This window comes from Streptomyces tailanensis (genome assembly GCF_008386495.1).
GTDB lineage: Bacteria > Actinomycetota > Actinomycetes > Streptomycetales > Streptomycetaceae > Streptomyces > Streptomyces tailanensis.
In genome coordinates this window covers 115,091-127,132 of record NZ_VTHJ01000017.1, presented here as the reverse complement: position 1 = coordinate 127,132, position 12,042 = coordinate 115,091, and the positions used below count along the sequence as shown (strand labels likewise).

At 70.0% G+C, this 12,042-nt stretch carries 13 protein-coding genes and 3 tRNA genes; 7 read left to right on the top strand and 9 right to left on the bottom strand.

The genetic code is table 11. The annotated features are described in order from the left end of the window. The 6 genes from F3T56_RS16675 to F3T56_RS16650 form a co-directional block, all read right to left on the bottom strand. Positions 1 to 1,581, bottom strand: a complete 1,581-nt coding sequence (locus F3T56_RS16675) for a hypothetical protein (RefSeq protein ID WP_149825951.1) — start codon at positions 1,579 to 1,581, stop codon at positions 1 to 3. A 262-nt stretch (positions 1,582 to 1,843) separates the two neighbouring features. Beyond that, positions 1,844 to 2,851, bottom strand: coding sequence for a hypothetical protein (locus F3T56_RS16670; protein ID WP_149825950.1), 1,008 nt, complete (start codon positions 2,849 to 2,851; stop codon positions 1,844 to 1,846). A 4-nt stretch (positions 2,852 to 2,855) separates the two neighbouring features. Next, positions 2,856 to 3,239 carry an RRQRL motif-containing zinc-binding protein gene (locus F3T56_RS16665; RefSeq protein ID WP_149825949.1) on the bottom strand — a complete coding sequence of 128 codons (384 nt, stop codon included), beginning with the start codon at positions 3,237 to 3,239 and terminating at the stop codon, positions 2,856 to 2,858. Next, entirely contained in the window at positions 3,239 to 3,568 is a 330-nt protein-coding gene (locus tag F3T56_RS16660; RefSeq protein WP_149825948.1) for a hypothetical protein, read from the bottom strand. Before F3T56_RS16660 ends, F3T56_RS16665 begins: the two co-directional genes overlap by 1 nt. Beyond that, positions 3,565 to 4,020 (bottom strand): Pycsar system effector family protein, encoded by a 456-nt coding sequence (locus tag F3T56_RS16655; protein ID WP_149825947.1) that lies wholly within the window; start codon positions 4,018 to 4,020, stop codon positions 3,565 to 3,567. The genes F3T56_RS16660 and F3T56_RS16655 overlap by 4 nt, the downstream gene beginning before the upstream one ends. Continuing rightward, a complete protein-coding gene (locus F3T56_RS16650) occupies positions 4,017 to 4,310 on the bottom strand; it encodes a hypothetical protein (protein WP_149825946.1) in 294 nt (97 codons plus the stop codon). The genes F3T56_RS16655 and F3T56_RS16650 overlap by 4 nt, the downstream gene beginning before the upstream one ends. 1,152 nt (positions 4,311 to 5,462) lie before the next feature. On the opposite strand from F3T56_RS16650, the gene F3T56_RS16645 reads away from it, so the two are divergent. Then, positions 5,463 to 6,470, top strand: coding sequence for an NsdA family TPR-like regulatory protein (locus F3T56_RS16645; RefSeq protein WP_149825983.1), 1,008 nt, complete (start codon positions 5,463 to 5,465; stop codon positions 6,468 to 6,470). Here F3T56_RS16645 and F3T56_RS16640 read toward each other — a convergent pair. After that, positions 6,454 to 7,242, bottom strand: a complete 789-nt coding sequence (locus tag F3T56_RS16640; RefSeq protein WP_149825982.1) for an NUDIX domain-containing protein — start codon at positions 7,240 to 7,242, stop codon at positions 6,454 to 6,456. The two genes, F3T56_RS16645 and F3T56_RS16640, sit on opposite strands and share 17 nt — an antisense overlap. A gap of 169 nt (positions 7,243 to 7,411) precedes the next feature. Here F3T56_RS16640 and F3T56_RS16635 point away from each other — a divergent pair. Continuing rightward, positions 7,412 to 7,481 (top strand) — tRNA-Tyr (locus F3T56_RS16635). A 125-nt stretch (positions 7,482 to 7,606) separates the two neighbouring features. Then, complete coding sequence (locus F3T56_RS16630) at positions 7,607 to 7,813, top strand: hypothetical protein (protein WP_149825945.1); 207 nt, start codon at positions 7,607 to 7,609, stop codon at positions 7,811 to 7,813. Positions 7,814 to 7,862: 49 nt separating this feature from the next. On the opposite strand, the gene F3T56_RS16625 is transcribed toward F3T56_RS16630, so the two are convergent. Continuing rightward, positions 7,863 to 8,519 carry an SDR family oxidoreductase gene (locus F3T56_RS16625; RefSeq protein ID WP_149825944.1) on the bottom strand — a complete coding sequence of 219 codons (657 nt, stop codon included), beginning with the start codon at positions 8,517 to 8,519 and terminating at the stop codon, positions 7,863 to 7,865. 141 nt (positions 8,520 to 8,660) lie between these two features. Here F3T56_RS16625 and F3T56_RS16620 point away from each other — a divergent pair, with 141 nt between their 5' ends. Continuing rightward, positions 8,661 to 9,728, top strand: coding sequence for a hypothetical protein (locus tag F3T56_RS16620; RefSeq protein WP_172638982.1), 1,068 nt, complete (start codon positions 8,661 to 8,663; stop codon positions 9,726 to 9,728). Positions 9,729 to 9,921: 193 nt separating this feature from the next. Here F3T56_RS16620 and F3T56_RS16615 read toward each other — a convergent pair whose 3' ends face one another. Further along, positions 9,922 to 11,196, bottom strand: coding sequence for an amidohydrolase family protein (locus F3T56_RS16615; RefSeq protein WP_149825943.1), 1,275 nt, complete (start codon positions 11,194 to 11,196; stop codon positions 9,922 to 9,924). A 309-nt stretch (positions 11,197 to 11,505) separates the two neighbouring features. Between F3T56_RS16615 and F3T56_RS16610 the strand changes: the two genes are divergently transcribed. The 3 genes from F3T56_RS16610 to rpmG all read left to right on the top strand — a co-directional run bounded on the left by F3T56_RS16610 (position 11,506) and on the right by rpmG (position 11,952). After that, a tRNA-Thr gene (locus F3T56_RS16610) sits at positions 11,506 to 11,578 on the top strand. 46 nt (positions 11,579 to 11,624) lie between these two features. Then, positions 11,625 to 11,697 (top strand) — tRNA-Met (locus tag F3T56_RS16605). A gap of 90 nt (positions 11,698 to 11,787) precedes the next feature. Further along, the gene (rpmG, locus tag F3T56_RS16600; protein WP_003948671.1) at positions 11,788 to 11,952 is read left to right on the top strand and encodes a 50S ribosomal protein L33; all 165 of its coding nucleotides are present in this window, start codon (positions 11,788 to 11,790) and stop codon (positions 11,950 to 11,952) included. Positions 11,953 to 12,042: the final 90 nt, after the last annotated feature.

Here is a 12,042-nt window from a genome sequence, read left to right as displayed (position 1 = left end):
TTAGACGTTCCAGCCCTTCTCGGCCTCAGGGCCGTTGCGGGGGTCCTCGTGCCGGGCGATGTCCGCCTCGTGTGCCTGCCGGAACAGCTCCCCCATGTCCTCGGCGACCGCCACGGCGCTCATCACGGCGCCGAAGATGTCGTTGAAGCCGTCCGCGACCTCCTTCTCCAGCGGAAACTCCGAGTCGGCGCGCTCCGCGAGGATCTTCATCACGTTGGCCACGCTGGTCAGCGCGGCGGGCAGTCCCTCGACCATGGCCAGGATCTCCATGGCGTTCTCGGGGTCGTACTGGTTGGCGGCCTGCTCCATCTCGGCAGCGGCCTCTTCGAACCGGAAACCGGACACGTGCTCTCCTTCACTCACCTGGGATGTGATGCCGGCGGGAACCTGGGTCGCGGGACGTTCGACGCCGTCCGCGATACCGTCCGTGCCGTCCTTGGCCGCTTCCGCGTCAGCGGCGTCCTCCTCCTCCCGCAGGTGCTTGCGGATGTCCTCGTCGCGGGCCGCGCGCCGTTCGGCTGCCGTTTGGACCATCCGCCGGTACAGGCGACGGCCGGGGTACATCAGCCACGGCAGGTTGAACCTGCGGCCGATCGGGGTGGTCAGGCAACCGAGCAGCCCGACGGGCAGGGCGAGCAGCGCGGCGAGCAGGCGACGGCCCTGGAAACGGGCGGCGGACCGGCGCAGCGCCGACCGCGCCGCCCTACGGGCCGGAGCCTTACGGATGTTGGAGCGCTGCGCCGCGATCGTGTCGCCGGTCTTGGCGTCGCGCCGGGCACGCTGCTTGGCGATCGCCGCATCCCGCGCGGCCCGCGCCTTGCGCGCGGCACCGCCCATGAGGCGGCCGGTCAGACCGGCGCGCTTGCCCAACCGGCTATTGCTGGCCGCGGCCTTGGCCGTGCGGCGGGCGTCGGCGACCGCGCGGCGGGCCGCCGTGGTCTGTGCCCGCTGTCCGGCCCGCGACCCGGCGGCGTCCCGCCGCGCGGCGCGCAGGGCCTTGACCTGCCCAACCCGGCCCGCGGCCTTGCCCGCGCTACTGGCCGCGTGCTTGGACAGGCTGTGCCTGGTCCTGCCGTGAGGCTTTCCGCTGGTTGCAGCGCTGCCGTGGCGGGCGGCCGGGCCGGAACCGCGGCGGTGCTGGCCAGGCACCTTGGCCAACCGGTCACCGGAGCGACCGGCACGCGAGCCAGCCGACCGGCCCCCGGAACTCCGTGTGCCTGTACCGGAGTTCCGCAGCCTTGCGGAACGTGCGGCCGAACGGCCGGCAGCGCGAGCCGCGGCCCGGCGGGCCTCGCGGCGGGAGTTGGGCTTGCGGGAGCGGGCTGCGGCGACCGTGCCGAGCACCACCATGCCGGTGGCGGCCACGGCCGCAGCGATGGGCCCGCCGACCAGGGAGGCGGCGGCGACCGCGCCGACGGTGCTGTTCGCCCCGGTCAGAGCCAGGGGGACGACCGGCCAGCCGCCGGGCGTGTGCTCCACATCCTTCGCGTCCTTGCCCGCGGTGGGCGCGGTGTCGGGCGGCGGAGGCGGTGGGGGCGGGGCAGCCTCGACAGCTACCGGTTCGGTGCTGAGTTCCGTCATGCTGTGAGCACTCCTTTTGGGGAGTAGGGCCCGGCCGGAGCTGTAGGAGGCGGACGGCCGGGCCTGCCGAAACGTGGGAACAGTGCAGTTCAGTGGCTGCGGTGCGGGTCAGCTCGCCGGGCCTGCGCGCCGGGTCTGCGAGGGTGCCGCTCGCCGGGGCTCACCGGGTCTGCTTCACTGGTGCTCGACTGCTTCCGGCAGTCGCAACGACGGCCAGCCCAATTGCCGTGGGCTGGCCGTCATTGGTGTGTGCCGGATGCTTCTACGCTTCCGCGTCGATCAGAGCGGCGTAGGCCTTGCGCACCCGCTCTTCCTTTGCGGAGAAGCCTGCCGCGCGGTACGCGGCGAGCGCCTTGCGGTAGGACAGCGGGGGGTTCTCCGAGTGGCGCAGCCACCGCAGTACGACCGTGAGCTGTTCATCGGTCAGCGGCTCGCCCGGCTCGGGAGTGGCGATGCCCGCCACGGCCGCCGCTTCGGCCAGCCCGGACAGGTCGATGGGGGCGTGTCCCTCATCCTGCGGCGCGGGGAGTTCGCCGATCGGGGACACGGGTCCGACCTGCGGGGACACGGGGGACACACCCGGGGACACACCGTCCTGTGTCCACTGGCCCAGCACGCGGGCGAGATCCTCGTCGGAGAACAGCGCGGGCACCTCCTGCGGGGCGTCGTCCACCGGGTGCTTGGCGGCGAGCTTCGTCAGCTCTTCGGCCGCCTCATGGCGCACCTTGTGCGCCTTGCCGCGGGCCTTGCGCTCCTCGCGTTCCAGCACGGCCGCCGTGGCGTGGCGGTCGGCCTTGGCCCGGGTGACCGCACGACCGATGGCCACCTGATCCCGCGTCGCGCTGCGCACGGCGTCGATCTGCCGCTGCGCTGCGGCGGAGATCCGGGTGGAATCCCGCTCCACGGCCATGATCAGCGTGGCCTTGGCCGCGGCCGGAACGACCGCGCCGATGACCGCGACAACTGCGGTGGCGTTCATCAGACCGTGCGTGAACAGCACACCGACCGAGGTGACCAGGAACAGCCAGCCGAGGGAAGCGGGCAGCTTGCCGGACGATCCCTGCCGGCGGTGCGCGGTCTCCATGGCCAGCGCGTACAGCCACACCGCGTCATAGATACCCGCCACCGTGTACGCCAGTGGCGCCGGGGCCTGACGGGCGAGGATCTCCCCCACCGCGTAGACCGTCCAGCCCAGCGACAGGCCGGTCAGACCGACCGGCAGACTCCAGTGAACCGCCCGGCGGGCGGCTTCCTTCCACTCCATGTCCATGTGATCACTTCCTTTCGTGTTCGTCGGGGAAGGCGCACAGCACGCACATGCCAAGCGAAGTCGGCAGGCAGTAGCCGTAGGTGATACGGCACTTCGGGCAGGTACGCCGGGCGAGCATCGCCAGCGCCAGCGCGCCCCATTTCCGGGAGGTCATCGGACGCACCGGCTGGGCCAGGTCGATGAGGTAGAGGTAGGAGACGCGGGGACCGCCGGCGCGCCGGTTGTAGCGCATGACCTGCGCCGCCACCGGCTGACCGCCCGGACGCAGGCCACGCGCGCGCAGCTGGCGGCGGGTGGCGTAGCCGTCCGGGGCCATGCGCCAGGGGTAGGTGGGGATGCCGTAGCGGGCCCCGGTGGGGTCGAAGCACTTGGCGTACGCCCGCCCCATCAGGCCAGCACCTCAACCGGTGCCAGGGCCGCAACGTCGCCGTACCCCGTCAACTCCAGCACGGCGCCCACGTACTCGGCAGACGCCTTCAGTACCCGTGTGCGGCCGTTGCTCTGCTCCCGGTACACCACAGCGTCCGGAGCCACGCCCAACGCCTCACGCCACACCTCGAACCCCGGCAGGTTGTTGTGGAACGCCAGCTCCAGCCGGTTCGGGAAGATCGTCGACACCCGTGCCTCCGGCGCGGGCAGGTGACCGAAGTCCGCGGCCAGCAGGCGCAGCGCCCGCAGCGGCACGGCCAGGTCGTCCAGCGTCAGACCCTCACTCATACCGCACCTCCCAGCGTGAGCAGGCCAGCCAGGATGAGCAGGGCGCCACCCGCGCGGGTCAGGTTGACCGCGCGCCGCAGGCCGGTGAACTTCGTCACCGCCAGACGGGACAGACCCCCGACGTCCACGGACAGATCACACACGGCAGTGGCATCGGCGATCTCCTGCGGGGTGAGCGTGGCCCACAGCGGAAATCCCACCGGGCGACGGCCTCCCAGGTTCGGGCGCACCGACCGCAGCAACAGATCAGCCGCCGCGACCAGCAACGCCATGCCCGCACCGCCCACCACGTATGCGGCCGTGTTCAACGGCAGCTCCCTGGCGACGGTCCACGCGCCGGCGAGCAGTGCCCCGACGAACGCCAGCAGCAAACCCGCCTTGGTGTCGGTCCGCGCGATCTCCGCTTTCACCTCAGCGTGCGCGGCCGGCAGTCCCTGACCGACAACGCTCATGCCGCAGCCCCCCGGCCAACGGCGCGGCGGCGGGCGGGGCGGGCCAGCGGGACCACGTTGAACAGGTCCGGGTGCTCCTCGACTACCCGCGCGGCCAGGCGGATCAGGTCGTCGGGCAGGGTGCGGTACTCGGGGTCAGCGAGGATGTCACGCGCCGCGTCCAACCGCGCCGCGCGCTCCTCGTCACTCTCGCCGTCGACCCCGAGCCACAGTTCGGCCGGGGTGCCGAGGGCGAGTTCGGCGAAGTCCTGCGGGGTGTCGGCCCGGTGGCCGCAGACGTAATTGCGCATGGGAGCTCCCATGTCGAAGGGATTAGGAGAAGAGCCGGGGCCGCGAGAGAGTGCCCAGCGGGCGGCGGCCAGTCCGGGAAGTGCGGCCCACGCCGCGCGTGGCGGCAGGCCGGAGCGCCCCGGCCGGGAGTCGAACCCGGCCTGCGACCATCGGGGCGGTTGGGACGTCAGTACGGGTGCGGACCGCGCGGACGCGGCGGCAGCAGGTCCTTCGTCTTCTCGTGCTCGCTGCTGACCATCAACGGCCGCCCCGGGCACGCGCGTTGTCCTCGCTGCGCTTGTTCGCCTCCGACGCCTTCCGGGCCAGTTCCGCCCGCTCCGCGTCTGTCAGACTGGTGATCACAGGTGCCTCCACATCAGGTGCCTGGCTGCGGTCCTCCGGGGTGCGACCCGGGGGACCGCTCTGATTCCTCATCAAGCGGGCAGGCCACCGACGTGACGCCGGCGCCCTGCCCGCATGACAAGTGACGGGAAAGCCCGTCACTGTCGTCTCGCGGCTCCCGTATGCGCCTTGCTCCGCCTCCCTTGGACGGCGCGCCGGTCACCGCGCCACTCAGTCGTCACTCGCTGAGTGGTCTCCCTCCCTCACGGGTGTCATGGACCGGGTGCAGCCCAACCACCGGGGTTCCCGTGATCCGGTCCCTGGGTCCCATGCCCGAGGGTCAGACCAGCGGCTTAGCCGATGACACCGATCGATCTGTGAAGACGACGGACTTTTACGTCTCCCCTGCCGCTCGAACCGCGTGTAAGCCGGCCCGGCGGAGTCGTGCTCCGTGCAGCCGCGAATCGGAGTCACCCCCGAATCTGGTGCGCACCAAAAGGTTGGCATCTGGTGCGCACCAGAGTCAAGAGGCTTCGTTGATTCGGGCGGGAGTTGCCCGCCCTGGCGCACTTCAAGGAGACCGTTCGAGACAGGGGGTCCGGTAGCCAACAGGGCTTAACACCCGTCCTGTTAACCCCTGTTGACCTGCGGCGACGTGAGGCATGCTGGGAGGTGCAGCGAGTGAACCTATTGCCGGACGGTGGCTTGTGAGTTCAGGACTTCGAAGCGCGCGAACGGCGCGAGGCTGGTCTCAGGAACGACTGGTTCGCGAGATCGAGCAGTACGCCCGACGGCATGTCACCGATGTGGCGTCGACCGCGAGTTTGCGGGTGTACGTGTCCGAGTGGGAGAACGGCAAGCGCACGATCTCGGATCGATACGCGGCGATCCTGCGACAGCTCATGGGCGTGACGGACGCAGAGTTGAGGGGCGGTCCAACGGCGATTGCTCTGCCGGTGGCCGACGGGTACGACGAACTCCTCAGCAGGATCGATTCGGCGAGCAGTGTCGACGAATCCATGGTGCAGGCGTTCAACGACCAGACCGAACTACTGCGAACCATGGACCGACGAATGGGCGCAGCCAGCCTTGTCGACCAGGTGACAGGTCACCTCGCCGCCCTCGAAGACGCGCTGAACTTTGCCGTACTGCCCCACACGCGCCGCCCCGTGGCCCTCGCCCTCGCCGGGGCGTCAACGATGGCCGCATGGCAGGCAATCGACGCAGGGGCAGTGGAACGGGCGTGGCGACACTACGAGTTGGCGAAGCGGGCGGCGCGGGACGCTGAGGAGCCGATGTACCTCGCTCACGCCATGGCGGAGCAGGCATACGTACTCTGCGAGGCCGGTCGGCCGGCGCTCGGTGTCGACCTGGTCCGCGACGCGCAGCGGACCCTCGGGCAAGCCGGATCACCTCGCCTCCGGGCGTGGCTGTACGCCGCCGAAGCCGAGATGTGCGCCCACGCCGGAATGCCGGACGACTGTCGACGCGCCCTCGATTCGGCCGTCGCGAGCATTCCGGCGGGTCCCGTCGACCGCGACCCGGACATGTTGAGCATCTTCCTCAACGGCTCACACCTGGCTCGTTGGCGCGGAAACGTCCTCGCCTTGCTTGGCGACGACGAAGCGGTGACCAGCCTGTATGACGCGCTGGAAGTGGCAGATCCGACCTTCGTCCGAGCGAAGGCCGGATTGCACACGGATCTCGCACAGGCCCACCTGGCGCGAGACGAGTACGACGACGCGAACACCCATCTCCGCCAGGCACGGTTGCTGGCGAACCGTACGGGCTCTGTACGACAGCGGCGCCGCGTCGACCGCCTCAGTGAGCGGCTGTGATCCCTTGCTTGCCCCGGCTCGCCAGGATGTGAAGCAGGGCAACCAGGGTGCCGGAACCCATCAGCTCACCTCGTGCCATCAGCCCAGGAATGTCGGCGAGCGGCACCCATTCGATGTGCCCCGCCTCTTCAAGATCCGTCGGTGAGCCCACTTGTTCGGCCCCGTGGCCCACGAAGATCTCGTGTGGCGAATCGACCATGCCGATCATGGGTTGGTACGTGACGACGTGTTCCAGCGTCTTCGGGCGCCATCCGGTCTCTTCTACGAACTCCCTCAGCGCCGTGTCGGCAGGGTCCTCGCCGGCATCGACGATGCCGCCGGGGAGCTCCCATCCCCACTTCTGCGGGACGAAGCGGTACCGCCACATCATCAGCACACGGTCTTGGTCGTCGACGACGGCGGTTACGGCCACGTGGCGCAGCTTCACCACGTGATGCTCGAAGCGCTCCACACCGGGGGGCTCAACGTCCCACAGTTGAAGCGTGACCCACTCGTTGTCGTAGAGGTCCCGCTCACCGTAGATGCGCCACGGTTCCAGTCCCTCAGGCGCCTTGACGCTCACCCCGCCGGGCACCCGGTAGGAACTCCGGCCCCGAACTTCCAGGGCGCCCTCTGCCAAGAGGCGGGCCAAGACCTGTCGCAGGGCCGTCCGGCCGATCCCGAGTTCTTCGGCGAGCGTCCGCTCAGAAGGCATCTTGTCGCCGGGGGCGTACTCGCCCGATGCGAGCCGTGCACGAATCGTCTCGTAGACCTTTGCTGTCTTCGGTCCCATCCGCCGGGCACTCTCCATTCTGAGGTGGTGCATACCAGCGTAGTGGGCTACAACCACACTGCCTCCGGTCTCGTTGAAGGTGTGATTTTCCAAGATCAGGACGAGACGTGGACGGCGGACGGTCACCATGCCTCAGCGTCACCCGACATGCCTGGTCAGAAGGGGTACAGGCGCGTGATCGCGAGTGGTCTGTAAATCCGTCGGCTTAGCCTACCCAGGTTCGAATCCTGGCGCCGCCACGTGGAGGGAAGCCCCTTCTGGACTGCGAGAGCAGTCCGGAAGGGGCTTCGTCGTATACGGCGAGTGCGGCGATACTGGGAATCGGTCGCCCCCTGAGAGACGCCGCACCGGCCACACTGACCCCATGTCATCACGTCGCAGGAACTGCCCCGAGTGCCGTCGTGAGATCGCCGTCGTGGCGGGGCGGTTCGCGCGGCACGATCCGCCGGGGGCGAGCGGAGAGCTGGTGTCGTGCCCCGGTTCACGCAGACCGGCGCCGATGGGGGAGGCCCAGCCGGCACTCGACGGGTACGTCGTCCCGGACTTCCCCGGTCAGCTCCCCCTCTTCTGAGCCTCCTGGCCGGACGGGGCCAATCCCCGGCCACTCGCCCCGTCCCTTGTCAGTTCCCGGCCACCGACTTCACCGCCACCCCGACCGGCGTCGAGCCGCTGATCACTTCCAACGTCAGCCCGGCTGTGGCGGGGGTGTCCAGCAGCTCGGCGAGGACGGCCGCCACGTCGGCGCGGGGAATCGGGCCGCGTCCCGTGGAGGCCTCCAGGCGCACAAGACCGGTGCCGGCGTCGTCCGTCAGCATTCCGGGCCGCAGGATCGTCCAGTCCAAGGCGTCCAGCCCATACACATATGCGTCCGCCTGGCCCTTCGCCCGCAGATACGCGTCGAAGACCTCGTTGCCCTCGTGCTTCGGGTTCGCGCCCATCGAGGACACGACCAGATGACGTCGTACACCCGTGCGTATCGCCGCGTCCGCGAACAGGACCGCGGCGCCGCGGTCCACCGTGTCCTTGCGGGCCGCCCCGCTGCCCGGACCGGCGCCCGCCGCGAACACGGCGCCGTCCGCGCCCTGCAGATGCGCGGCGACCTCCTCGACCGAGGCCGACTCCAGATCGCACAGTACCGGCTCGGCACCGGCCGCGCGCAGATCGTCGGCCTGCTCGGGACGGCGGATGATACCCGCGACCTCGTACCCGCGCGCGGTGAGCAGCCGCTCCAACCGCAGCGCGATCTGACCATGGCCTCCAGCGATGACAATGCGCATGTTTCCGACCGTACGCCCGAACGGACGCCTTCGCCGCACAACGGTCCGCACGCCGCGCAACCTTCCGGGGGCCTCACAGGTCTCACCCATGTTCGCCGTTCCGGCGAGCACAGAAAACACAGGGGGGACGTCATTACCACCATGCGCACATCAGTCGTACGTACGTCCATGGCGCGCGCATCCGCCACCGAGGCACCCGTCATCCGCCGCACCGTCACCGGAGTGGGCTGTGCCGCCGCCGTGCTTGTCACGATGGCCGCGTGCGGCACGGTCCAGAACCTCACCGCGGGACAGAAGGTGGACAAGGCCGTCGAGCGGCTCGGCGAACAGAAGTCCCTGGCCTTCGGGCTGCGACTCGACGCCGACCCGGACGACCTCGCCGCGCTGGCGGGCGAGGAGAGCGAGGAAGTGCCGCCGGAGATGGCGGAGTTCTTCACCGGCCTGCGCGTCGACGTGTCCGTCAAGTCCAAGAAGCCGCTGGCCGATTCGGGCGAGAAGGACATCGTCGGCGTCGGCATGAAGGTCTCGGGCGACGACGGCGCGCTTATCGAGTACCGGGTCGTCGGCGACTACACGTACTACCGCGCCGACATGGAAGCCATGGGCGAGGCGATGGGCGTGCCCTTCCCCACGGCCGACGAACTCGACGAACTCCCGGAGGACGAGCAGGACGTCCTGCGCCCGCTCCTGGAAGGCGAGTGGGTCAAGATCGCCACCTCCGAACTGGAAGACGCCACCGCGGGCTCCGGCTCGGCCGATTCCGGCGAACTCGACGCCAAGACCCAGAAGAAGATCCTCGACGCCGTACGCGGTGTCGTCGCCCGCGAGGTCAGCTTCAAGACCAAGGAGGGCAAGGACGGCACCGAGGTCATCACCGCCAAGGCCAACTTCCGCGACCTCCTCACGGGCGTCTTCGACAAGCTCCAGCCCCTGAAGGGCGACCTCCCGCCGGGCGCCGAACTCCCCACCGCCAAGGACCTGAAGGACGCCCCGAACAGGAAGGTCGCGGTCGACTTCACCCTCAAGAACGGCGACCTGACCCAGATCGAGACCGACCTCGCCGTCCTCGCCGACGACCCGAAGGGCGCCAAGGCCCCCCTCATCCTCACCTTTGACAAGGCCGCCGACGTCAGCGCCCCCGAGGACGCCACCGAAATCCCGGTCGACGAGTTCGGCGACCCCTTCACCGGCGGCATGCTGGGCGTCTGACCACCTTCGACCGTGCTGCCGGCCTGCGTGCGCACCCGGCGCTGAGGCTGGGCGGGGGTGGGCTGCGCGACTCGGCGCTACGAGGTGCCGCTGCGCCCACCCTCCCCCATCGCCCCAGCGGCACGACTGCCCGCAGCGAGGGCAGCACAGCCACCGACGGCCCCGACCCTCGACGTACCGCCCGTGCTCCGGTCTAACCGCCGGAGGCACTCCGCCCCTGCCGAGGCAATTCCAGCCCCCCAACCACCCCCGACCCACAAAATTCCCGCACCGCGCTGGTCCGCGCCACCACGCGCCCCCCATGCACCACAACCCGGCTGTACGCCAGCGACAGCACCCCCGCCAACCCATCCCCTCGCACGGCGAGCAGCTCGGCCGGAAACCCCGCCTCCACCCGCACCTCCGGCAACCCCAGCGCCGCCCGCGCCGCACCGCTCACCGCGTCGTACGCCTCCTCGACCCGCAGCCCATAGCGCGACGCCAGCAAATACGCCGCCTCCAGCGGATCCCCCCGCCCCACCGGATTGGACACATCCCGCAACGCACCGCTCCCCGCCGCAACCCGCACCCCGGCCGCCCGCAACAGCCGTACGGGCGCGGTCCCCCGGCGATCCACCCCGCCGCACCCACCCTGAGGCAGACACACGACACCCACCCCGGCCGCCGCCAGCTGATCCGCGGCGCGGGTCGCGACCTGGTCAGGCAACCGCCCGAGCCCACCGCACGGCCCGAGCGTGACCCCGCCCCGCAACCCACCCGCCATCGCCGCCAGCCGGGCGAGCCGAGCCGGATCACCGCCATCGGTGTGCAGATCCACCGGACACCCGTGCTCGGAGGCGATGCCCAGCACCGCCTCGACATACCCGGTGGGATCGGGATCCAGATCCGGACAGCCCCCCACCACCGAGGCCCCCATCTTCACCGCGTCCCGCAGCATGGCCAGCCCGTCCGCCCCGGCCACCCCGGTCAGCACCCGAGGCATCGCCACCGCCGTCAGCTCCACGAGCCCCCGCAACGCCCGCTGAGCCTGGAGCACCGCCTCCAACGCCCCCAGCCCCTGCACATCGCCCACGCGGACATGCGAGCGCAGCGCGGTGGCACCGTGCCCGAGCTGGAGCAGCGCGGCCTCGGTGACCCGCCGCTGGACGTCCTGACCGTCGTACGAGACGGGCCCCCCGACATCGTCCGACAGAGCCGTGTCACCGTGGGCGTGCGGCTCCACAGGAGCCGGCAGGAGCAGATGCCCGCCGAGATCCACACGCTTGACCGGCACCCCGGACGCGGTCGTTCCGCCCGTTCCCAGACTGCCCGCCGTGCCGACCGCCTCGATACGTCCGCGGCCCAGCCGTACGTCCACGGCCCGGCCGTCGGTGAGCCGCGCACCGCACAGCAGCAGGGCGCCTGCCTCGTCCGGCCCGAAGGGCGGGCCGGACGAGGAGTGGGACGGCTGCGGCTGACTGTCGGGCATCGCGCTCCTGGCTCGACGACGGCGGCACGGTGAGACTTAGGGCGGACTGAGGGGCTGACTGAGGGACACAAGATCACGCAGAGTGAGTCGAGCCTAGGCCGGTCGCACGCCCTCAGCGCGCAGGAGCGCAATAGTCGTACTGGTGCGGTTCACCTGGCCGGTGGCTGCCGGGAAAGCCGGGAACGGTGGTGCATGAGGCCTGCGGAGCCCAGTTGAACAGAGCGGAGAACGCCCCCGGACCGCTCCGGGTGGAGGCCGCGAAACGGATTTGGGCGAACGGCGGTGAGCCGTGTAATGTCTTCATCGCTCGCCCCAATAGCTCAGTCGGCAGAGCGTCTCCATGGTAAGGAGAAGGTCTACGGTTCGATTCCGTATTGGGGCTCTGGTGTGAAAGGTTCCCGCCGCAAGGCGGGGCCCGATCGCATCACAGCGGTGTAGCTCAGTCGGTAGAGCAAGCGGCTCATAATCGCTGTGTCACCGGTTCAAGTCCGGTCACCGCTACTGACAGTAGCCGATTGCGGGGTCGGTCCTTCGATCGGCTACTCTTTCCTGCGTTAAACCAATCCCATCCGTTCGTCAAGGAGCACTCACGTGGCTGCCACCGACGTCCGCCCGAAGATCACGCTGGCCTGCGTGGAGTGCAAGGAGCGGAACTACATCACCAAGAAGAACCGGCGTAACAACCCGGACCGACTGGAGATGAAGAAGCACTGCCCGCGTTGCAACGCGCACACCGCGCACCGCGAAACGCGATAAATCAGGCTCGTACGCGAGGCCGTCCCCGAGTGATCGGGGGCGGCCTCGCGTCGTTACATCGACCAATACCGGCCAGTAGAGCAGGAGGTG

Coding starts and splice junctions, on each gene's coding strand:
- F3T56_RS16675 (WP_149825951.1), bottom strand. CDS start 1,581: ATGACGGAACTCAGCACCGAACCGGTAGCTGTCGAGGCTGCCCCGCCC.
- F3T56_RS16670 (WP_149825950.1), bottom strand. CDS start 2,851: ATGGACATGGAGTGGAAGGAAGCCGCCCGCCGGGCGGTTCACTGGAGT.
- F3T56_RS16665 (WP_149825949.1), bottom strand. CDS start 3,239: ATGGGGCGGGCGTACGCCAAGTGCTTCGACCCCACCGGGGCCCGCTAC.
- F3T56_RS16660 (WP_149825948.1), bottom strand. CDS start 3,568: ATGAGTGAGGGTCTGACGCTGGACGACCTGGCCGTGCCGCTGCGGGCG.
- F3T56_RS16655 (WP_149825947.1), bottom strand. CDS start 4,020: ATGAGCGTTGTCGGTCAGGGACTGCCGGCCGCGCACGCTGAGGTGAAA.
- F3T56_RS16650 (WP_149825946.1), bottom strand. CDS start 4,310: ATGCGCAATTACGTCTGCGGCCACCGGGCCGACACCCCGCAGGACTTC.
- F3T56_RS16640 (WP_149825982.1), bottom strand. CDS start 7,242: ATGGGACCGAAGACAGCAAAGGTCTACGAGACGATTCGTGCACGGCTC.
- F3T56_RS16630 (WP_149825945.1), top strand. CDS start 7,607: ATGTCATCACGTCGCAGGAACTGCCCCGAGTGCCGTCGTGAGATCGCC.
- F3T56_RS16625 (WP_149825944.1), bottom strand. CDS start 8,519: ATGCGCATTGTCATCGCTGGAGGCCATGGTCAGATCGCGCTGCGGTTG.
- F3T56_RS16620 (WP_172638982.1), top strand. CDS start 8,661: ATGCGCACATCAGTCGTACGTACGTCCATGGCGCGCGCATCCGCCACC.
- F3T56_RS16615 (WP_149825943.1), bottom strand. CDS start 11,196: ATGCCCGACAGTCAGCCGCAGCCGTCCCACTCCTCGTCCGGCCCGCCC.